Source organism: Gordonia sp. C13, from assembly GCF_023218005.1.
GTDB lineage: Bacteria > Actinomycetota > Actinomycetes > Mycobacteriales > Mycobacteriaceae > Gordonia > Gordonia namibiensis.
The window spans coordinates 66,193-85,916 of the sequence record NZ_JALPSY010000014.1; the positions used below are offsets into that span (position 1 = coordinate 66,193).

At 67.8% G+C, this 19,724-nt stretch carries 17 protein-coding genes; 8 read left to right on the forward strand and 9 right to left on the reverse strand.

Annotation, left to right across the window (positions count from 1 at the left end; genetic code table 11):
* Nucleotides 1-29: 29 nt before the first annotated feature.
* Both M1L58_RS13035 and M1L58_RS13040 read left to right on the forward strand, forming a co-directional pair.
* A complete protein-coding gene (locus M1L58_RS13035; RefSeq protein ID WP_006867398.1) occupies nucleotides 30-794 on the forward strand; it encodes an SDR family NAD(P)-dependent oxidoreductase in 765 nt (254 codons plus the stop codon).
* Nucleotides 791-2,467: a class I adenylate-forming enzyme family protein gene (locus tag M1L58_RS13040; protein ID WP_248659196.1), complete on the forward strand. Its 1,677-nt coding sequence runs from the start codon at nucleotides 791-793 to the stop codon at nucleotides 2,465-2,467. Before M1L58_RS13035 ends, M1L58_RS13040 begins: the two co-directional genes overlap by 4 nt.
* Nucleotides 2,468-2,681: 214 nt before the next feature.
* On the opposite strand, the gene M1L58_RS13045 is transcribed toward M1L58_RS13040, so the two are convergent.
* Entirely contained in the window at nucleotides 2,682-3,881 is a 1,200-nt protein-coding gene (locus M1L58_RS13045) for an acyl-CoA dehydrogenase family protein (protein WP_248659197.1), read from the reverse strand.
* A 178-nt stretch (nucleotides 3,882-4,059) separates the two neighbouring features.
* Between M1L58_RS13045 and fabG the strand changes: the two genes are divergently transcribed.
* Nucleotides 4,060-4,818 carry a 3-oxoacyl-ACP reductase FabG gene (gene fabG / locus M1L58_RS13050; protein WP_248659198.1) on the forward strand — a complete coding sequence of 253 codons (759 nt, stop codon included), beginning with the start codon at nucleotides 4,060-4,062 and terminating at the stop codon, nucleotides 4,816-4,818.
* Nucleotides 4,819-4,869: 51 nt separating this feature from the next.
* Nucleotides 4,870-6,093: an acetyl-CoA C-acetyltransferase gene (locus tag M1L58_RS13055; RefSeq protein ID WP_248659199.1), complete on the forward strand. Its 1,224-nt coding sequence runs from the start codon at nucleotides 4,870-4,872 to the stop codon at nucleotides 6,091-6,093.
* A gap of 271 nt (nucleotides 6,094-6,364) precedes the next feature.
* Here the strand turns inward: M1L58_RS13055 and M1L58_RS13060 are convergent, their stop codons facing one another.
* The 5 genes from M1L58_RS13060 to M1L58_RS13080 form a co-directional block, all read right to left on the reverse strand.
* The gene (locus M1L58_RS13060) at nucleotides 6,365-7,237 is read right to left on the reverse strand and encodes a LysR family transcriptional regulator (protein WP_006867401.1); all 873 of its coding nucleotides are present in this window, start codon (nucleotides 7,235-7,237) and stop codon (nucleotides 6,365-6,367) included.
* Between the two features lie 6 nt (nucleotides 7,238-7,243).
* Nucleotides 7,244-8,146: a LysR family transcriptional regulator gene (locus M1L58_RS13065; protein ID WP_248659200.1), complete on the reverse strand. Its 903-nt coding sequence runs from the start codon at nucleotides 8,144-8,146 to the stop codon at nucleotides 7,244-7,246.
* 57 nt (nucleotides 8,147-8,203) lie between these two features.
* Complete coding sequence (locus M1L58_RS13070) at nucleotides 8,204-8,965, reverse strand: crotonase/enoyl-CoA hydratase family protein (RefSeq protein WP_248659201.1); 762 nt, start codon at nucleotides 8,963-8,965, stop codon at nucleotides 8,204-8,206.
* Between the two features lie 67 nt (nucleotides 8,966-9,032).
* Nucleotides 9,033-10,157 carry an MBL fold metallo-hydrolase gene (locus tag M1L58_RS13075; protein ID WP_248659202.1) on the reverse strand — a complete coding sequence of 375 codons (1,125 nt, stop codon included), beginning with the start codon at nucleotides 10,155-10,157 and terminating at the stop codon, nucleotides 9,033-9,035.
* Between the two features lie 123 nt (nucleotides 10,158-10,280).
* Nucleotides 10,281-11,867 (reverse strand): ABC-F family ATP-binding cassette domain-containing protein, encoded by a 1,587-nt coding sequence (locus M1L58_RS13080; RefSeq protein ID WP_248659203.1) that lies wholly within the window; start codon nucleotides 11,865-11,867, stop codon nucleotides 10,281-10,283.
* Nucleotides 11,868-12,065: 198 nt separating this feature from the next.
* Here M1L58_RS13080 and M1L58_RS13085 point away from each other — a divergent pair, with 198 nt between their 5' ends.
* Nucleotides 12,066-13,067, forward strand: coding sequence for an enoyl-CoA hydratase/isomerase family protein (locus tag M1L58_RS13085; RefSeq protein ID WP_248659204.1), 1,002 nt, complete (start codon nucleotides 12,066-12,068; stop codon nucleotides 13,065-13,067).
* Nucleotides 13,068-13,198: 131 nt separating this feature from the next.
* Here the strand turns inward: M1L58_RS13085 and M1L58_RS13090 are convergent, their stop codons facing one another.
* Together M1L58_RS13090 and M1L58_RS13095 are read right to left on the reverse strand one after the other, a co-directional pair.
* Nucleotides 13,199-13,942, reverse strand: coding sequence for a hypothetical protein (locus M1L58_RS13090; RefSeq protein WP_248659227.1), 744 nt, complete (start codon nucleotides 13,940-13,942; stop codon nucleotides 13,199-13,201).
* 19 nt (nucleotides 13,943-13,961) lie between these two features.
* On the reverse strand, nucleotides 13,962-15,566 hold the full coding sequence (locus M1L58_RS13095; RefSeq protein ID WP_248659205.1) for a peptide chain release factor 3: 1,605 nt from the start codon (nucleotides 15,564-15,566) through the stop codon (nucleotides 13,962-13,964).
* Nucleotides 15,567-15,707: 141 nt separating this feature from the next.
* Here M1L58_RS13095 and M1L58_RS13100 point away from each other — a divergent pair, with 141 nt between their 5' ends.
* Nucleotides 15,708-16,577, forward strand: coding sequence for a DUF559 domain-containing protein (locus M1L58_RS13100; protein WP_248659228.1), 870 nt, complete (start codon nucleotides 15,708-15,710; stop codon nucleotides 16,575-16,577).
* Nucleotides 16,578-16,638: 61 nt separating this feature from the next.
* Here M1L58_RS13100 and M1L58_RS13105 read toward each other — a convergent pair whose 3' ends face one another.
* A complete protein-coding gene (locus M1L58_RS13105; RefSeq protein WP_006867410.1) occupies nucleotides 16,639-17,655 on the reverse strand; it encodes a beta-ketoacyl-ACP synthase III in 1,017 nt (338 codons plus the stop codon).
* Between the two features lie 205 nt (nucleotides 17,656-17,860).
* Here M1L58_RS13105 and M1L58_RS13110 point away from each other — a divergent pair, with 205 nt between their 5' ends.
* A complete protein-coding gene (locus tag M1L58_RS13110) occupies nucleotides 17,861-18,937 on the forward strand; it encodes an ATP-binding cassette domain-containing protein (RefSeq protein ID WP_248659206.1) in 1,077 nt (358 codons plus the stop codon).
* Nucleotides 18,934-19,698, forward strand: coding sequence for an ABC transporter permease (locus tag M1L58_RS13115; RefSeq protein WP_248659207.1), 765 nt, complete (start codon nucleotides 18,934-18,936; stop codon nucleotides 19,696-19,698). Before M1L58_RS13110 ends, M1L58_RS13115 begins: the two co-directional genes overlap by 4 nt.
* Nucleotides 19,699-19,724 lie beyond the last annotated feature (26 nt).

The window sequence follows — 19,724 nt, forward strand, 5'->3', positions numbered from 1 at the left end:
CAGCCAGCACTGAAAGGCACATCAGCACAATGGAACTCAAGGGACTCTCGGTCGCCATCACCGGCGGCGCCTCCGGTCTGGGCCTCGCCACCGCCAAGCGCGTCCTCGACGCCGGCGGCCTCGTCACCCTGATCGACCTCCCGACCTCCGACGGCCAAGCCGTCGCCGACGGTCTCGGCGCGTCGGCGAGCTTCGCCGCCGCCGACATCACCGACGCCGAACAGTTCGCGGCCGCCCTCGACGTCGCCGACGAGCGCGGTGGCCTGCGCGGCCTCGTGCACTGCGCCGGCGCGGGTCGTCGTATGCGCATCCTCGACAAGGAGGGCAAGGCCGGGTCGGCGGAGGACTTCGAGTTCGTCATCAAGCTGAATCTCGTCGGCTCGTTCCATGCACTGTCGCTGGGTGCCGAGCGCATCGCGCGCCTCGAGCCCATCGACGGCGAGCGTGGCGCCATCGTCATGACCGCCTCCGTCGCCGCGTTCGAGGGCCAGATCGGCCAGATCAACTACTCGGCCTCGAAGGCCGGCATCGTCGGGATGACCCTCGTGGCCGCCCGCGATCTGGCCAGCAAGCTGATCCGCGTCAACACCATCGCGCCCGGCACCATGGACACCCCGCTGCTGGCCCGCCTGCGTGACGACGTGCGCGAGTCGCTCGCGGCGAGCATCCCCAACCCGTCGCGCCTCGGCCGCCCCGAGGAGTTCGGTCAGCTCGCGGCGAACATCCTGGAGAACGCCTACCTCAACGGCGAGACCATCCGTCTCGACGGCGCGATCCGCATGGCACCGCGATGAGCGCCGGGGCGCCGACGACGCTCAACTACCCGGACACGAGCATGGCGGTGCTGCCGGCCAGCATGGCCGCGCTGTACGGCGATCGTGCCGCGGTGGTCGACGGGGACACGACGCTGACCTACGCCGAACTCGACGCGCGTTCGGCGGCGGTGGCTTCTGCGCTCCGTTCGGCGGGTGTCGCCGAACGTGACGTCGTGCTGATCTACCTCACCAACAGCATCGAATTCGTTGTCTCCTACTACGGTTCGCTGCGGGCCGGTGTCACGGTCACCCTCGTCAACCCGTTGCAGCCGATTCCCGGCCTGCATCGCCAGATCGTCGAGACGGGCGCGGTGGCCGGTTTCACGCAGGTCGAACAGTCCGATCGGCTCCTGTCGGCCGCCGCCGACTCGCCGCTCTCCACCGTGGTGGTCGTCGACGGTTCGGCCGATCCGGTCGAGGGCGTGCGGGTCGAGGGCGTGCGGGTCGAGGGCGTGCGGGTCACCTCGCTCGACGAGTTCGTCGTCGGACACAGTGAGGCGCCCGCCGTCACCGTGACCACCGAGGACGTCGCGCACCTGGCGTTCACCGGCGGGACGACCGGTGTGTCGAAAGGTGTTCGGGTACTTCATCGCAACGTTCTCGGCAACGCCACCCAGATGATCGGCTGGCGTGCCGGGCATGCGATCGAGGTCGGCGACGACGGCCTGTTGCGGTTGACTCCGCGCCCGGGCTCCGATCGCGGAGTGGTTCCGGGTGGCGCCGCGACCGTCGTCGTGTCACCACTGTTCCACGCCCACGCGCTGATCAACATGACGTTCCTGTTGCTGTGTGGTGCAACGCATGTGCTCGCCGGACGATTCGAACCCGGCCGGATGCTCGCGCTGATCGAGCAGTACCGGGCGTCGTATGTGACCGGTAGCCCGGCGATGTGGCATGCGCTGGCCGTCCACCCCGATGTCGAGTCACGCGACCTGACCTCGGTGCGGGTCGTGTCCTCGGGCGCCGCGCCGATCGACCTGGTGACGCTCGAACAGCTCGAGAAGGCATTCCCCGCCGCGGCGATCATCGAGGGCTACGGCCTCACCGAGGCGACCTGCCTGGTGTCCTCGGCGCCGCTGACCGCCGAAGGTCAGTACCGGCTCGGCAGCGTCGGACTCCCGACCTTCGACACCGAGGTCGAGATCCGCGCCGCACACGACCCGACCGTCGTCCTGCCGGCGGGGGAGCGGGGACAGCTCTGGGTCCGTGGACCGCAGGTCACCGACGGTTACCTCGGACATCCCGAGAAGACCGCGGAACAGTTCGTCGACGGCTGGCTCGACACCGGCGACATCGCCTTCCGCGACGAAGACGGTTACATCTACATCTGCGACCGCGCCAAGGACATGCTGATCTACAAGGGCTACAACGTGTATCCGCGTGAGCTCGAGGAGATCCTGGTGACCCACCCCGATATCGCGGCCGCCGCGGTGGTCGGACGCGAGGCCGGACCAATCGGCCAGGAACCGGTCGCGTTCCTGGTCCCCAAGGACGGCCACGTCGTCGACGAGGATGCGGTCGCCGCGTTCGTCGCCGAACAGGTGTTGCCGTACAAGAAGATCCGCGACGTCGTCGTCGTGGAGGAACTGCCGACCTCGGCGGCCGGCAAGATCCAGAAGGTCGCCCTGCGCGAGCGTCTGACGCACGCCTGACCCTCTTCGCCGGTTGAGCCCTCGCGGTTCCGCCGGTTGAGCCCTCGCGGTTCCGCCGGTTGAGCCCTCGCGGTTCCGCCGGTTGAGCCCCGTCGAAACCTCATAGCCCGAAACCGCGCTCAGCGCGGTTTCGGGCTATATCTCTTCCGGAGATGCACAGACAAAGCGGCCGGCCCCCCCTCTGAGGAGGATGGCCGGCCGCTTTGTCGTGAGCTCAGCGCTGGGCGTTCTTGGTGCCCTGCTTGTAGAGGTTGCGTCCGATGATGAGGCGCTGGATCTCACTGGTGCCCTCGTAGAGGCGCAGCAGGCGGACCTCGCGGTAGATGCGCTCCACCGGGATGTCGCGCATGTAGCCGCTGCCGCCGTGGATCTGGACGGCGAGGTCGGCGACCTTGCCCACCATCTCGGTGCAGTACAGCTTGGCGGCCGACGGTGCGACGCGCCGGTCGGTGTTGTCGACCCAGGCCCGGGCGGCCTCGCGCACCAGGGCGCGACCGGCCATCACACCGGTCTGCTGGTCGGCCAGCATGGCCTGGACCAGCTGGAACTCGCCGATCGGGTTGCCGCCCTGGGTGGCGGTCGCGGCCCAGGCGATCGACTCGTCGAGCGCGCGCTGGGCGGTACCGACCGACAGTGCGGCGATGTGCACGCGACCGCGGGCAAGGGACATCATCGCGGCCTTGTAGCCGACGTCCTCGCTGCCTCCGATGAGTGCGGCGTTCGGGACGCGCACACCGTCGAAGTGGACGTCGGCGGTCCAGGCGCCCTCCTGGCCCATCTTGCGGTCCTTGGCGCCGACAGTGAGTCCGGCCGAGTCGGCCGGGACGAGGAACACCGCGATGCCGGTGCCGTTCTCGTCGGCCGGGCGGGTGCGGGCGAACACGACGAACAGGTCGGCCAGCGGCGCGTTGGTGATGAAGCGCTTCTCGCCGGAGATGACCCAGTCGTCGCCGTCGCGAACGGCCTTGGTGCGCAGGCCCGCGGGGTCCGAGCCGGCGCCCGGTTCGGTCAGTGCGAAGGATGCGACGACCTCACCGGAGGCGATCTTCTCCAGCCAGGCGGCCTTCTGCTCGTCGGTGCCGAAGTTCACCAGCACCTGGCCGGCGATGCCGTTGTTGGTGCCGAACATCGAGCGCAGTGCCAGTGAGGTGTAGCCGAGCTCCATCGCCAGTTCGGCGTCCTGGGTCAGGTCGAGCCCGAGGCCGCCCCACTCCTGTGGGATCGCGTAGCCGAAAAGGCCCATGTCCTTTGCGGTTTGGCGGATGTCCTCGGGAATCGCATCGGTGTCGAGGATTTCCTGTTCGCGGGGCACGACGACCTCGCGCACGAATTCTCGAGTCGCCGCCAGGATGTCGGCGAAGTCTTCCGCGCTCACCTGCGAGGTGGCGGTCGGTTGTTGCATCACTCCGGTCATGGTGCCACTCTTGCGCGTCCACGGTGAGGGGTCCAATACGAAACCGGGATCGCTCCGATAGCCGTTGCGTATGAAACGAACGCGTTCGACGCCGGATTCGCGGGTTAGATTACTGACATCACCCGGCGCCTCCAGCCGCTGGTGTCTGCACCAGAACCCCCATGGGAAGGACCCGAAGATGTCATCCACCACCGCCCAGCCGCTCCTCGAGGGACGTACCGCCGTCGTGACCGGTGGCGCCCAGGGCATCGGCTTCGAGATCGCCCGGTCCTTCGTGGACGCGGGCGCCAAGGTGGTCGTGGGTGATCTCAACCTCGACGCCGCGCAGGCCGCCGCCGACAAGCTCGGCGGCCGCGACGTCGCCCGCGCCGTGAAATGCAATGTGGTCAACGGTGACGAGGTCGACGCGCTGCTCGCCGAGGCGGTCGACGGCTTCGGCTCGCTCGACGTCCTGGTCAACAACGCCGGCATCACCCGCGACGCCACCATGCGCACCATGACCGAAGAGGACTTCGACCTGGTCATCTCGGTCCACCTCAAGGGCACCTGGAACGGCACCCGCAAGGCCGCCGCCATCATGCGCGAGGCCAAGCACGGAGCGATCGTCAACATCTCGTCGCTGTCGGGCAAGGTCGGCATGGTCGGCCAGACCAACTACTCCGCCGCCAAGGCGGGCATCGTCGGCATGACCAAGGCCGCGGCCAAGGAGATGGCCCACCACGGCGTGCGCGTCAACGCGATCCAGCCCGGCCTCATCCGCTCGGCGATGACCGAGGCGATGCCGCAGAAGGCCTGGGACCAGAAGATGTCGGAGATCCCCATGCACCGTGCAGGCGAGGTCGGCGAGGTCGCCAGTGTCGCACTGTTCCTCGCTTCGGACATGTCGTCGTACATGACCGGCACCGTGCTCGAGGTGACCGGCGGCCGCTTCATGTGAGACCTGTTCTCACCCAAACTCTTCCACCCCGAATTTCGCGAAAGGTCAACCATGCGAGACGTCGTCATCTGTGAGCCGGTACGTACCCCGATCGGCCGCTACGGCGGGATGTTCAAGAGCCTCACCGCGGTCGACCTGGGTGTCACGGCGCTCAAGGGATTGCTCGAGCGCACCGGCATCGACCCGGAGAAGGTCGAGGACGTGATCCTCGGGCACTGCAACGGCAACAGTGAGGCGCCGGCCCTCGGCCGCGTCATCGCACTCGACGCCGGGCTGCCGATCACGGTGGGCGGCATGCACATCGACCGCCGCTGTGGCTCGGGTCTGCAGGCCGTCATCCAGGCCGCTTACCAGGTGTCCTCGGGCGACAACGATCTCGTCGTCGCCGGTGGTGCCGAGTCGATGAGCAACGCCTCCTTCTACTCCGTCGACATGCGCTGGGGCGGTGCGCGCACCGGAATCGCCATGCACGACAGCCTCGTCCGCGCCCGCTCGACCGCAGGTGGCAAGAACTACCCGGTGCCCGGCGGCATGATCGAGACCGCCGAGAACCTCCGCAAGGAGTACGAGATCTCGCGCGAGGAGCAGGACGAGCTCGCCGTCGAATCCCACACGCGCGCAGTGCGTGCCCAGAAGGACGGCGTGCTCGCCGAGGAGATCATCCCGGTCACCGTTCCCGGCCGCGGCGGCGACCAGGTCATCGACACCGACGAGCATCCCCGCCCGGACGTCTCGCTGGAGTCGCTGGCCAAGCTCAAGCCGATCATGGGCAAGGCCGATCCGGAGGCCACCGTGACCGCCGGCAACGCCAGCGGACAGAACGACGCCGCGTCGATGGCGATCGTCACCACCACCGAGGTCGCCGAGAAGCTGGGCCTGCGCCCGCTCGTCAAGCTCGTGTCCTGGGGTCTCGCCGGCGTCCCGCCCCGCACCATGGGTATCGGCCCGGTGCCGGCCACCGAGAAGGCACTGGCCAAGGCCGGTCTGACCCTCGCCGACATCGACCTCATCGAACTCAACGAGGCCTTCGCCGCCCAAGCGCTCGCCGTCACCCGCGAATGGGGTTTCGGGCGGTTCGGTTCCGGAGGCGACTTCGACCGCACCAACGTCCACGGCTCGGGTATCTCGCTGGGCCATCCGGTCGGCGCGACCGGCGGTCGCATGCTGGCCTCACTGGCACGCGAACTGCAGCGCCGCGAGGGTCGCTACGGCCTCGAGACGATGTGCATCGGCGGCGGCCAGGGACTCGCCGCGGTCTTCGAGCGGGTTGCCTGACGGGCCTCGATACGCGGCGCCCTCGCTCCGCTCGGTCGACGCTACTCGGCCGGCGGGGTGGGGGCGTCGTGTTGCTCTGCTGGGGCGCCGCTACTCGGCCGGGGCGGGCGTACCTTCTGCTGGTTGAGTAGGCGAGGAGCTTGCGACGAGCCGTATCGAAACCGCTAACCCACCTGTGCGCGAATGAGTTCTACGAAGGCCTGGCCCACCGGGGGCGTACCTTCTGCTGGTTGAGTAGGCGAGGAGCTTGCGACGAGCCGTATCGAAACCGCTAACCCACCTGTGCGCGAATGAGTTCCACGAAGGCCTGGCCCACCGGGGACAGGGAGGCGGGGTCGAAGGCGATCGCGAACGGTCGTACGAAGCGGGGTTCGGTCTCGCGGATGACGACGCGGTCGACGGCGGTGTCGGCCATCGAACGTTCCAGCAGGGTGCCGCCGATTCCCGCCAGCACCATGGGGAGTCGCTCCTCGCGATGTTCGGACAATACGGCGAGGGGCGGTCGGATCCCGCCGACGCGGATGGCCTCCTCGAGTTCGTCGGCCACCGACTGCCCACGCGGCACGAAGACCATCGGGTACGTCGGGAGATTGCCCAGCGGGATCGGCCCCTCGGGGACCTCGGCTCCCTCGGGGTAGACGAGGACGTACTCGTGTTCGCCGAGTTCGATGACCTCGAGCGCGTCACCGGCGATCGGCAGGTGGGCGACGGCGAACTCGCAGTGTCCGTCCTCGATGGTGGACGCGGCCCGCGTCTCATCGCGTAAGTCGCCGAGCCGCACCGACACTCGCGGATAGATGTCGCGGAAGCGGGCGATGAGGTCGACGACCGGGCCGACGGCCGTGGCCGGGGACGCGAGCAGATCGAGGTGTCCGGTGAGTTCGTCCTCCTCGGCGGCGAGGAGATCGCCGACGGCATCGACGTCGCGGATGATCTGGCGGGCCGGACCCACCATCGTGCGGCCGGCCGCCGACAACACCATGCCGCGACCGATGCGGTGGAACAGCTGCACGCCGAGTTCGCGTTCGAGCGCCCGCAACGCCTGCGAGACCGTCGGCTGCGCGACGCCCAGCGCGGTGGCGGCACCGCCGATGCCCTGGTTCTCGACGACGGCGAGGAAGTATTCGACCTGGCGTAATTCCATGGTGGCCTACCAGTCCGCTGTCTCGGTCGGCTCCTGGCTCAGACCGGAATGGGCCCGGGCCGCGGAGATGAAGGCGAGTGCCGCGGGCGAGGGGAGACCCGAACGCAGCACGAGTCCCCACGGTCGTGTCAACGGCGGATCGAGTACGAGTTGCCGGGTGCCGGCGAGCTGCTTGTCGGCCACGGTGCGCGGGACAACCGTTGCAGCCGTTCCACGTTCGACGAGATTCCAGACGGCCGCGGGTAACGGGCAGTCGACGACCACGTTGCCGGCGGCTTCGTCGAGCAGATCGGCGAGTAGGGCCGCGGTGTGCTGATCGCTGTGATCGATGACCAGCGGGACCGACCGAATCGCACTCCGCGGCACGGTGTTCGGGAACCCGGCAACCAGGGCGTCGGGAGCCGCCACCACGAGCTCCTGCTCCGTCATCGGGATGGCCGAGAACGTCGCGTGTTCGGCCGAGGAGTCGATGACCCCGATCTCCGCGTCGCCGGAACGCAATGCGGAGAGGACGCCGGCCGGGCCGTCGGCGGCGAGGACGCGAACCGCGAGCCGGGGGAAGCGCTCCCGGAACAGTCGGACGACGTCGACGAGCGGGTCGATGCTGAAGGCCGCGTAGGTCACCACGTCGACGCGTCCGGACCGCAGCTCCCGGACCGCGTCGACCTTGCGCTTGGCGCGCTCGACGTCGGCGAGGATGCGTCGTGCCGCGTCGTCGAGCTTGCGGCCCGCCTCGGTCAGTTCGAGGCGGCGTCCGGTCCGGTCGAACAACGTGACGCCGAGACGCTTCTCGAGCGTCCGGATGGCCTGCGACAGGGAGGGCTGGGAGATGTATAGCGACTGGGCGGCCTTCGTGATCCCACCGTGGTCGACGACTGCGACGAAGTAGGTCACGAGGTGCAGGTCCACACCGGTCACTCTAGTGATCGCCCTTTCCCACAGTCAGCGGCCCGCCCGCAGTGATGGTCAGCGGCCCCGCCACTGGGGTGCGCGCTTCTCGGCGAACGCCTTGGCACCCTCCTGCGCGTCCTCGGAGGAGAAGACCGGGGTGAGGTACTCCCACTGCTTCTTGATCAGGTCTTTGTCGGTGTAGTTGATTGCCATCGAGGTGACCTGCTTGGTGGCCTTGACCGCGAGCGGACCGTTGGCGGCGATCTTCGCGGCGAGCTCACGGGCACCGGCGAGCGCCTCACCGGGCGCGGTGACCTTGTTGACCAGGCCGAACTGGTGGGCGCGCTCGGCGGTGAGCGGATCACCGGTCAGGGCCATCTCCATTGCGACCTGGTAGGGGAGGATCTTCGGCAGGCGCAGGAGGCCGCCCGCTGCCGCGGCGAGACCGCGCTTGACCTCGGGGATGCCGAACTTGGAGTTGTCGGCGGCGACGACGAGGTCGGCGGACAGTGCGAGCTCACAGCCTCCGGCCAGGGCCCAACCCTCGACCGCGGCGATGAGCGGCTTGCTCGGCGGGGCCTCGGTGAGACCACCGAAACCGCGGTCCTTCAGCGAGACCTGCTCGCCGCGCGAGAACGCCTTGAGGTCCATGCCTGCACAGAACGTGCCGCCGGCGCCGGTGAGGATGCCGATCGTGAGATCGTCGCGCGACTCGAGCTCGTCGAGGGCGGCCGCGATTCCCTCGGATACTTCGAGATTGACGGCGTTCTTCGCCTCGGGACGGTTGATCGTGATGACGGCGACTCCGTCGGCGAACTCGGTGAGCACGGCGCTCATGGGGGATCTCCTCTGTTGATCGGTGGGGCAGCCGGTGAGACGTTCACCGGCGGAGTCTCGTTCGGGGTCAGTCCGGCATCGACAGGGTCGACGCCGCGGTGCGGTGTTCGGACACCGTCGCCAGCGACCATCGGACGGGCTCGACCGTGGTGTCGGCGAGGTCGGTCACGGTCGGGGCTGGTGTCGAGGTGAGGATGCCGCGCTCGCTGAGGACCAGCAGATGCGCGTCGGTCTCGCGCAGTGCGAGACGCTTCATCGTCAGGTTGAGGTCGCTGAACGGGCGGGACCAGCCGACGTTTTGGGTGATCTCCCATGCCGTGGACTCCGGGCGCGCGGCGACCGCCTCGGTGATCTCGGTGAGACGTTCCTCGTGATGCGACAGGAGTCCGGTGACCCGAGCGCCCAGTCCGCGGAACCGGTACTCGTGCGACGGCAGGGCCTCGTGTTCCCGCATCTTCTCGGTGTTGGCCAGTGAGACCAGGTAATCCGCCAGCGGGCTCTGCGTCTGCATGGGACTGGTGGAGACATTGGGGCTGATCCGCGGCAGCAAGTGATCGCCGGTGAAGATGATCCCCGCGTCGTCGTCGGCGAAGCACAGGTGGCCCGGGGTATGGCCGGGCGTCCAGACGGCACGCAGATTCCAGCCCGGGATGTCGAGCGGGGCATCGGCGGTCAGCTCCGTGTCGATGGTCCGACCGTCGGGAAGCCGGACGAAGTCGACGAGCCCCAGGCCCGCGACGTCGGCCGGGGCGCCGAGAACCCGCAGCTCCCACCGCGCCTCGTCGAGCTGGCTCTCGACCTCGTCGTCGGAGTGGTAGCGCAGGTGGCTGGCATCATCACGGTGCATCAGCAGCTCGACATCGGTGTGCTCGAGCAGCCTCGGGACGAGACCGAAGTGATCCGGGTGGAAGTGGGTGATGGCCGCCGACCGGACGTCGGTGACATCGTGACCGGTGCTGCGGATGCCGTCGACGAGAGCACGCCACGACTCGTCGGACGGCCACCCCACGTCGATCAGCGCCAGCCCGCCGTCGGGCAGCGCGAGGGCGTAGACCAGGACGTAGCGCAACGGGTTGGGGCCCATCGGCACCGGGATCGACCACAGACCCGGCCGCACCTCTTCGACGGGCGGGAGGACCTTGTCGGCCCAGGCCTGCTGCTGGCGGCGACCGGTCACCTCGATCGTGGCCATCCGACCTCCTGGCTGTCATCGTCGCGACGCACCGCGGGGGAGTTGCGGTGCGCAACAATCATCCGATCACGAGACCCCCGTCACGCTCAATGTGGGGGCGGCTCAGGCGCCCTGAGGAACTGCCTATGTGTCGGAGTTCTGCGCTGGTGACAACGCACTCACCACGACGCGACGGTCGATCCCGATGCGATCCAGGAACCCGGCGTCGTGGGAGACGACGAGCAGCGCGCCATTCCAGCTATCGAGCGCGTTGACCAACTGGGTGACCGTGTCGAGGTCCAGGTTGTTGGTCGGCTCGTCGAGGATCAGCAGCTTCGGGGTCGGGTTGCCGAGGAGTGCGTCAGCGAGGCCGACGCGCAATCGCTCGCCGCCGGAGAGCTCCTCGAGCGCGCGGTCGGCGCGTGCACCGCGGAACAAGAACCGTGCCAGATGTGAACGCACCTCCTGAGTGCCGATGTCCGGATGATGCGCCGACACCAGGCCGGCGATCGACATCGACGGGTCGTCGAAGACGATCTGTTGCGGCACATACGCATACGGCACGACGACGGCCTCGCGCGCGATGAGGTCGGTGATGAGTGTCGACTTCCCGGAACCGTTGGGCCCCACCAGCGCGATGCGTTCCGGTCCGTCGATTCGGAGTCGGTCGTCGGTGACGACCTGGGCCCGCGACGGTACGTCGGCCTCCGGCACCACGATTCGGGCGGTGCGATCCTTGCGGACCTCTTCGCGCGCCTCGTCGAGCCGGGAGGCGGCCGCCGCCACGTCGTCCTGATGGGCGTTGCGCAACTTCCCGGCCGACACCTGCGCCTCACCGCGACGCAGGTGCGAGATGATTTTCGGCACCCGCTTCTCGCGTTCGGCGGTCGCGGCGGTGCGGGCGCGGCGATCGAGTTTGATCTGTGCGTCGACCAGCTCCCGACGCTGCTTGCGCAGGTCGCCGGTCGCGGTCGCCATGGCCGCCTCGGCCGCCTCCTGTTCGGCGTCCACGATCTCGCGGTAGTGCGAGTACGGGCCGCCGAACACACGCACCCGACCCCGGTACAACTCGAGCGTCGCGTCGACACGCTCGAGCAGTTCGAGGTCGTGACTCACCACGATCACCGTGCCGGTGAAAGCGTCGATGGCATCGAAAAGCCTTGTCCGTGAACTGGTGTCGAGATTGTTCGTCGGCTCGTCGAGCAGCAGGACCGAGGGTCGGCGCATGAGTGCGGCGACGATCGACAGCAGCGTCGCCTCGCCGCCGGACATGGCGCCGACCCGACGGTCGAGGTCGGTGGGCAGCCCCATCTGGGCGAGGAGCCCGATCGCTCGCTCCTCGACATCCCAGTCGTCACCGACGGCGTCGAAGTCGTCGGCGTCGACCGAACCGCCCTCGATGCGACGGATCGCGCTGCGGATGGAGTCGATGCCGAGTGCTGCGGAGACGGTCGACTCCGGATCCGACTGGGGGTCCTGCGGAACGACCCCCACCTCCGGCGGGGACGTGATCCCGGCGATGCTCACACTGCCCGAGGCTGGGCGGAGACGCTGCGAGATCAGGCCGAGCAAGGTCGATTTACCTGCGCCGTTGGCACCGATCAGCGAGTACGTGGACGCGCCCAGCGTCAGATTGAGGTGATCGAAGACCGCGGTGCCGTCGGGCCAGATGAACGAGACATCGGACAGCACGATCGACGGCTGGGAGGAAAAGGACAGGGGAGTGGACACGAGATCTCCTGAAGTGGTTCGGATTCACCGACGGGTGTCTGTACGACATCGCGCATCGGCCGGGGCCACTTCAGTTCTTCATCGTGTGGGATCACTCCTCGGGTCGGCAGCGGTTGCGGGCTCCACGGTAATGGATGCGTCCGGGTCTGCCAACGGGTTTTCTCCGGCTTCTCTTCCCTCACCGCTACGGTTGAGGGCATGTCCTTCATTCGTACCTCGGTGTCCAACGGCGTCGGTGAGATCGTCCTCGACCGACCGAAAGCCCTGAACGCGCTGGACCAGACCATGATCGACGACATATACGTCACGCTCGGCGAGTGGGGCGACGACGACTCGATCGAGACCGTCCTCGTCACCTCCGCAAGCGACCGCGCCTTCTGCGCAGGCGGCGACATCCGGGCGATCCGCGAGCACTCACTCGACGGCGACACCAAGGCCATCACCCGTTACTTCAGCAGTGAGTACCGGCTGGACCAGATGGTCGCCGACTACCCCAAGCCGTATGTGAGCCTCATCGACGGCGCGGCCATGGGTGGCGGACTCGGCATCAGCGTGCACGGTGAGATCCGCGTGGTCACCGAGAAGGCGATGATCGCGATGCCCGAGACCGCGATCGGCTTCTTCCCCGACATCGGTTCCACCTACTTCCTCCCGCGGCTGCCCGAGGGCGTCGGCATGTGGCTCGGTCTCACCGGCGCGCGCATCCGCGGCGTCGACGCGGTGGCCGTCGGCCTGGCAACACATTTCGTGGCCTCGGCCGATATCGCCGGCGTCGCCGAGTCGATCCGTTCCGGGGATCCGCTGGCCGACGCGCTGGCGACTTCGGGGACCACGGAGACCAGCGATGTCCCGCTCCGCAAGATCGGTGAGTATTTCGCCGATGACAACATCAACGCCATCGTCGGTGGTCTGCGCGGAGCGATCGGCGATGAGTGGGCCGAGGAGATGATCGGCCTGCTCGAGAAGGCCTCACCCACCAGCCTTTGGGTGACGGCCGCGATGATCAACGCCGGCGCGCAGTCCGGGATCGACGAGTGCTTCGACCGCGAACTGCATGCGGCAGAACAGATCACGGCCACGAACGACTTCCGCGAGGGAGTGCGGGCGGTGCTGGTCGACAAAGACCGCAACCCGTCCTTCGACCCCGCAGCGATCGACGACGTCGATCCGGCGGTCGTCGCGCGGATCGTGGGTGCGTGAGCTGTGTCCGCTGGTTGAGTAGGCGAGGAGCCCAGCCTTCTCGCTGGTTGAGTAGGCGAGGAGCTGCGATGAGTCCGGTCTTCTCGCTGGTTGAGTAGGCGAGGAGCCTGCGACGAGCCGTATCGAAACCCCTACGGCCTGAGCTGGAACCGTCCGGACAGCACGACGGTCGGCGGGGTCCCGGCGTCGGGCTTCGGGCTGGCTGACGACTCGTCGGCGTCGTAGGCCACGTCGTCGTCGGGTGCGAACGGATTCGCGTCGACGCGGGAGGCCTCCGGGCAGGTGAACGACCCGGCCGCGAGTTTGCCCGACATCCCGGTGATGCTGAGCTGGCACGCCGACGACTGGTGGTAGACACCGTCGATCGAGACGCCGATCTGCGCGTTGATCGGTTTGGTCAGCGGCCCCGCGGTGGGGCGCGGTCCGCCGCCGGCGGGTGGGACCGTGCCGCCGGTCAATTCGCTGATGGGGAACTCGATCTGGGCGCCGTCGGTCCCGATTCCCTTGAACACGAACAACAGTGAGTCCGGCGGGACGTCGGGCTGCTCGGGACCCCAGCGCTTGAACTCGTAACAACTGATCGCCTCGTCGGCGCTCTTGCCGCTTCCGGTGGCCGGCGGCCCGCTCGTCGTGGCGGCCGGCTCGGTGATCGCGATCTGGAGGTCGCCGGAACGGAAGGTCAGGTCGTGCCCGCCGCGGTCGACCTTGCCCTGCGGCGGTTTCTCCGCGCATTTCGCCGGATCGATCGGGCGCGCGGTCGGCGTGGGGGCCGCGCTCGTCGACGTGGGAGCCGGTGCAGGGTTGCCGGCGCATCCCGACATCAGGAGCGTTGCCGCGGACACCACGGCGAGCGCGCCGACACCGGAGTTGCGCACGAGGGAACGCCTCATCGGCTCAATCCGCCGCGGCGACAAGGGGTTGCAGCGTCAGATCGGGGTGTTCCTTCTCGATGTACTGCAGGCGCCACTTGTCGCTGAAGAGGGCGAGGACCGCGCCGTCGGTGCGGGTGAACACCTCTACGCCGCGCTGCCGGTCGAGCTCGGGCGCGCTCTCGGCGTCGGTGCGTCGGGCGAGCGTGTAGCCAAGTGGTTCGATGATGGTGTCGACGTTGAACTCGGCCTTCATGCGGGCGGTGACGACCTCGAACTGCATCGGACCGACCGCGGCCAGCACCGGCGACATGTCGCCGCGGGTGTCGTTGCGCAGCACCTGCACCACACCCTCGCTGTCGAGCTGATCCATCGCCTTGCGGAACTGCTTGTACTTGTCGGCGGTGGTCGCACGCAGCGTCGAGAAGTGCTCCGGCGCGAACGACGGGATCGGCGGGAACTGCACCTTCGGGCCGTCGAAGAGGGTGTCGCCGGGGGCCAGTGCGGTCGCGTTCACGAGGCCGACGACGTCGCCCGGGTAGGCGGTGTCGACAGTGGAACGGTCCCGGCCGAAGACGGCCTGAGCGTACTTGGTGGCGAACGGTTTCCCGGTCTGCGCGTGGGTGACGACCATGCCGCGTTCGAACTCGCCGGACACAATCCGCATGTACGCCAAGCGATCTCGGTGGCTCGAGTCCATGCCGGCCTGCACCTTGAACACGACGGCGCTGAACGGGTCGGTGACCGGACGTTCGTTGCCCTCGATGTCGACGCGGCCGGCGGGCGGGGGAGCGAGCTCGACGAGCACCTCGAGCAGTTGCCGCACACCGAAGTTCAGCATCGCCGAGGCGAAGATCATCGGCGAGGTCTGGCCGGCGAGGAACATCTCCTGGTCGTGGTCCTGGCCCATCTCGGAGAGCAGTTCGCTCTCCTCGACGGCCGCGGTCCACTCGTCGCCCTCGCGTGCCGCCGCGTCGTCGGCGCTCATGATCTCTTCCGGGGCGATCTTGGCGCCGCCGGCGGTGCGGGTGAAGTGCACGTACTCGCCGGTGCGGCGGTCGAGCAGACCGCGGAAGTCGCCGGCGATGCCGACCGGGAAGAACAGCGGGGTCGGGGTGAGGCCGATGCGCTCGGTGATCTCGTCGATCAGTTCGAGCGGCGTCTGACCTGGGCGGTCCCACTTGTTGATGACCGTGATCACCGGGATGCCGCGGTGGCGACACACCTGGAACAGCTTCAGGGTCTGCGGCTCGAGGCCTTTCGCCGCGTCGATGAGCATCACCGCGGCGTCGACCGCGGTCAGGACGCGGTAGGTGTCCTCGGAGAAGTCGGCGTGACCGGGGGTGTCGACCAGGTTGATGACGCTCGGGATGCCCGGCTCGCTGTGCTCGGCGAGATAGTTGAACTGCAGGGCGGTCGAGCTGACCGAGATGCCGCGGGCCTTCTCCATCTCCATCCAGTCGGAGACGGTGGACTTGCGTCCTGCCTTGCCGTGGATCGCACCCGCCTCGCTGATCATGCGCGCATGCAGCGCCAAGGCCTCGGTCATGGTCGACTTACCGGCGTCCGGATGGGAGATGATCGCGAAGGTACGTCGGCGCTTGACCTCGGTTGCGACGTCAGAACTCACGAGATTCGAGGCTACTCGGCTGGTGGGAGGGCTCCAAACTCACCATCAATGATGTTGCGGCAGTTGGTGCCGGTATACTGGACCAATTGCCGCAATCCCAGATTCTGGGAACCGATGTGAGGGTCGGTGCGTCCAATCGTCGTGCAGACGCCTTCCCGCCTCCGACGTCACGCGCTCGCCCGCGACGGCGTCGTGACGATCGCCGACGCCCTCGAGTTCGGGATGACGAAGTCGGGTGTCCATCGACGTGTGGACTCCGGGCTGTGGACACCTCAGTCGCGTGGGGTCTATACGCTCGCCGACCACCCGGTCACGGCCAGGACGCGTGCTCGGCTCGCGGTCGCCGAAGTCGGTCGCGGTGCCGCCCTGTCCGGTCTGGGCGCTGCATGGTGGCACGGGATCGTCGATGATCCACCGAAGAAGCTGACGGTGACCGCACCGCGGTCGAGGCACGCGAAGTCGGTCGACGGCGTTCGTATCCGGTATCGGAAGCTCGAGGACGCCGAGACGGTCACCCGGGATGATCTGCTGGTCACCTCGTTGCCGCTGTCTGTGCTGGAGGCCTCGGTCGAGAAGGACAGCACAGTCCTCGATGCCGCGCTGTTGTTGCGCCGCGTGTCGATCGAGCAGTTGCGAACCGCAGCGAAGCGCCGTCGTAAAAGGGCCGATGCACCGGGTATCGCGTCTCTCATCGCCGGGGTCGAGGAGGGCGCTCGCTCTGAGGCCGAGCGCCTCGCAGTCGATCTGCTTCGACAGGGAGGGGTCGAGGGATTCGTGTCCAACCATCCCGTCGAGGGCTACTTCGTGGACGTCGCTTTCCCGGAGCAGATGCTCGCCGTCGAGATCGACGGGATGGCGTACCACCGCGACGCCGAGACCTTCCAGCGCGACCGGCGTCGTCGAAACGACCTGATCGCTCAGGGCTGGACGGTCTTGAACTTCACGTGGGCTGACCTCAAGGAACGTCCTGGGTACGTCGTCGACCGCGTCCGTCAGGCACTCGACCCCTGAAACAGATGCGGCAGTTGGTCCCGGAATCCGGGACCAACTGCCGCATCTGGAAGGAGGTGTCTTACTCGAACGGCACAGGGGGAAGTTTGACGACCTGCGAGGCGTAGGAGAGGCCGGCGCCGAAGCCGAGGAGGAGCGCGGTCTGACCGGGCTGTGCCTTGCCGGTGGACAGCAGGTCCTCCATGGCGAGCGGGATCGAAGCGGCGGAGGTGTTGCCGGTGTACTCGATGTCGTTGGCGACGACGGCGTCGTCGCGCAGCTTCAGGTTCTTGGCGAGCAGTTCGTTGATGCGCGCGTTGGCCTGGTGGGGGACGAAGACGTCGAGGTCCTCGGAACCGATCTTGGCGGCCTCGAGGGCGCGGACGGCGACCTTGCCCATCTCGAAGGCGGCCCACCGGAACACCGCGGTGCCCTCCATGCGGAGGTAGGGACGCTGGACGCGGTCACCGTCGAGGAAGGTCACCCAGTCGAAGTCCTGGCGGATGGCGTTGAACTGCGAGCCGTCCGAACCCCAGACCACCGGGCCGAGTTCCTGTTCCTCGGTGGGTCCGACGACCACGGCACCGGCGCCGTCACCGAAGATGAAGCAGTTGGTGCGGTCGGTCATGTCGAGGGCCACCGAGAGCTGCTCGGCGCCGATGACCAGCACGTTGGTGGCGCTGCCGCCGCGGATCATGTCCGAGGCGAGGGCCATGCCGTAGCCGAAGCCGGCGCAGCCGACGGTGACGTCGAAGGCGGGAACGCCGTTGCAACCGAGCTCGGTGGCCACCTTGGTCGCGCCGGCCGGGGTCAGGAGCAGGTGCGTGTTGGTGGCGAGGATGACCGCGTCGATGTCGGAACCGTGCAGCAGGGCGTTGGCGATGGCCTTGCGTCCGGCGTTGACCGACATCTCCATGACGCTCTCGTCGCGGCGGGCGAAGCGGCGGGTCTTGATTCCGGTGCGGGTGTAGATCCACTCGTCGGAGGAATCGATGTGCTCGCAGATCTCGTCGTTGGTGACCACACGCTCGGGGCGATAGGCGCCGATCCCGAGCATGCCGATGTTGTTGATCCCTGAGGTGTCCGCGATGACTGCCATGGTCTTCCTTCCGAATATGTGACCCGACATACGACGGTACTCACCCGGCCACTTACTAGGAAGTACCGCATCCCCCTCGCACATCGTTACCGACCGATTTCGGTATCCGCCGCCGAAGCGGACCGAATGTGTCCTCTTTGCGATGAAAACTGGGCCCCAGATCGGTCGACACATCACGTCGGCGTCGAAAAGAAGGGGAGTCCGCATGATCCATGCTCGTGGTCTGGTCCAGGTGTTCACCACCGGGAAGGGAAAGAAGAAGCGCGAGGTGCGAGCCGTCGACGGCGTCGACCTCGACGTCGCCGAAGGGGAAGTGGTCGGCTTCCTCGGGCCCAACGGCGCCGGCAAGACGACGACGCTGCGGATGCTGACCACGCTGTTGCGGCCGACCGCGGGGACCGCGACGGTCAACGGGTTCGACGTCGTCGCCGATCCGGTGTCGGTGCGCCGCAGTATCGGTTACGTGTCCCAGGCCGGGGGCACGTTCAGCCAGGCCCAGGCCGGCGACGAGATCGTCGACCACGGGATGCTCTACGGACTGTCGCGGGCCGAGGCGACGCGTCGCGGGCAGGCGTTGTTCTCCGAACTGCAGCTCGACGGCCTGTGGGAACGCATGCCCAAGAACATGTCCGGGGGCCAGAAGCGGCGCCTCGACATCGTGATGGGACTGGTCCACCAACCGTCGCTGGTCTTCCTCGACGAGCCGACCACGGGCCTCGACCCGCAGGCCCGCGCCAACCTCTGGGAACACATCCGCCGGTTGCGGACCGAGCGCGGCGCGACGATCTTCCTCACGACGCACTATCTGGACGAGGCGGATGAACTCTCGGACCGGATTCTCATCATCGACAACGGGCGGATCGTCGCGGCGGACACCCCGGGCAACCTCAAGGCGCAGGTCTCCGGCGATCTGGTGGCGCTCGAGGTCGCCGACGCCGCCGCGGTCACGACGGCTGCGGAGAAGCTCGCCTCGGTCAGCGGCGTCAACGGTGGTGGCCGGATCGAGGTGGACGGCCGCCACGTCCGGGGGCGGGTGCCGCGTGCCGGCCGGGCGGTGCCGGGACTCCTCCGCGACCTCGACGCCTCGGGTATCTCACTCGATTCGATCGAGGTCATCCGTCCGACGCTCGACGACGTCTTCCTCACCCTCACCGGCCGGTCCCTGCGCGACGCCGAAACCGAACGAGATCCTGGCGGGGACCCGAGCGAGATCGAATCCGTCTCTGCCGCACCCACTTCCGACGAGTCTTCTCGACGCACCGAGCAGGAGGTCGCCCGATGAACAGCTTCTTCCGCGACAGCACCATCGTCTTCCGGCGTCAGATCCGGATGAACCTTCGCAATCCCGCCTGGGTCCTGATCGGCGTCATGCAGCCGATCCTCTATCTGCTGCTGTTCGGGCCGCTGCTCAAACCGCTGGTCTCCCAATTCCCAAGTGGTGCGGACAACCCGTACACCTTCCTGGTGCCTGGCCTCCTCGTGCAGCTCGGGTTGTTCGGGGCGCTGTTCGCCGGCTTCAGCCTGATCGGCGAATGGCGGGAGGGGGTCATCGAGGCCGAGCGGGTCACCCCGGCGAGCCGGACGGCACTGCTCACCGGTCGCCTGATGCGCGACATGTTGCAGCTGCTGGTGCAGGCGTTGATCCTGGTGACCCTCGGATTCGCCATGGGGATGCGCGGATCGATCGTCGGCGTGGTCCTCGGCATCGTCATCACACTACTGATCGGCGGTGCGTGCGCCGCGGCGTCGAATGCGCTGGCACTGACCACGAAGAGCGAGGACGTGATGGCCCCGCTCATCAACATGGTGATGATGCCGGTGCTGTTGCTGTCGGGAATCCTGCTGCCCATGACACTCGGGCCGACGTGGCTGCAGGGGCTCAGCGACTTCATGCCGTTCCGCTGGATCGTCGACGCCGTGCGCGACACCTTCGGCGGCGACCTCGCCAGCGCTCAGGTCCTGTGGGGAGTGATCGCCGCACTCATCCTGGCCGCACTCGGAACCTGGTGGGGCACATCGGTGTTCCGCAAGGAGAACGCATAGCTTCTGGTGCTTCCTGAGGTGTGAGG

Excerpts from the sequence above, each read along its gene's own strand:
- M1L58_RS13035 (WP_006867398.1), top strand. The coding sequence starts at position 30 with ATGGAACTCAAGGGACTCTCGGTCGCCATCACCGGCGGCGCCTCCGGT.
- M1L58_RS13040 (WP_248659196.1), top strand. The coding sequence starts at position 791 with ATGAGCGCCGGGGCGCCGACGACGCTCAACTACCCGGACACGAGCATG.
- M1L58_RS13045 (WP_248659197.1), bottom strand. The coding sequence starts at position 3,881 with ATGACCGGAGTGATGCAACAACCGACCGCCACCTCGCAGGTGAGCGCG.
- fabG (WP_248659198.1), top strand. The coding sequence starts at position 4,060 with ATGTCATCCACCACCGCCCAGCCGCTCCTCGAGGGACGTACCGCCGTC.
- M1L58_RS13055 (WP_248659199.1), top strand. The coding sequence starts at position 4,870 with ATGCGAGACGTCGTCATCTGTGAGCCGGTACGTACCCCGATCGGCCGC.
- M1L58_RS13060 (WP_006867401.1), bottom strand. The coding sequence starts at position 7,237 with ATGGAATTACGCCAGGTCGAATACTTCCTCGCCGTCGTCGAGAACCAG.
- M1L58_RS13070 (WP_248659201.1), bottom strand. The coding sequence starts at position 8,965 with ATGAGCGCCGTGCTCACCGAGTTCGCCGACGGAGTCGCCGTCATCACG.
- M1L58_RS13075 (WP_248659202.1), bottom strand. The coding sequence starts at position 10,157 with ATGGCCACGATCGAGGTGACCGGTCGCCGCCAGCAGCAGGCCTGGGCC.
- M1L58_RS13085 (WP_248659204.1), top strand. The coding sequence starts at position 12,066 with ATGTCCTTCATTCGTACCTCGGTGTCCAACGGCGTCGGTGAGATCGTC.
- M1L58_RS13105 (WP_006867410.1), bottom strand. The coding sequence starts at position 17,655 with ATGGCAGTCATCGCGGACACCTCAGGGATCAACAACATCGGCATGCTC.
- M1L58_RS13110 (WP_248659206.1), top strand. The coding sequence starts at position 17,861 with ATGATCCATGCTCGTGGTCTGGTCCAGGTGTTCACCACCGGGAAGGGA.
- M1L58_RS13115 (WP_248659207.1), top strand. The coding sequence starts at position 18,934 with ATGAACAGCTTCTTCCGCGACAGCACCATCGTCTTCCGGCGTCAGATC.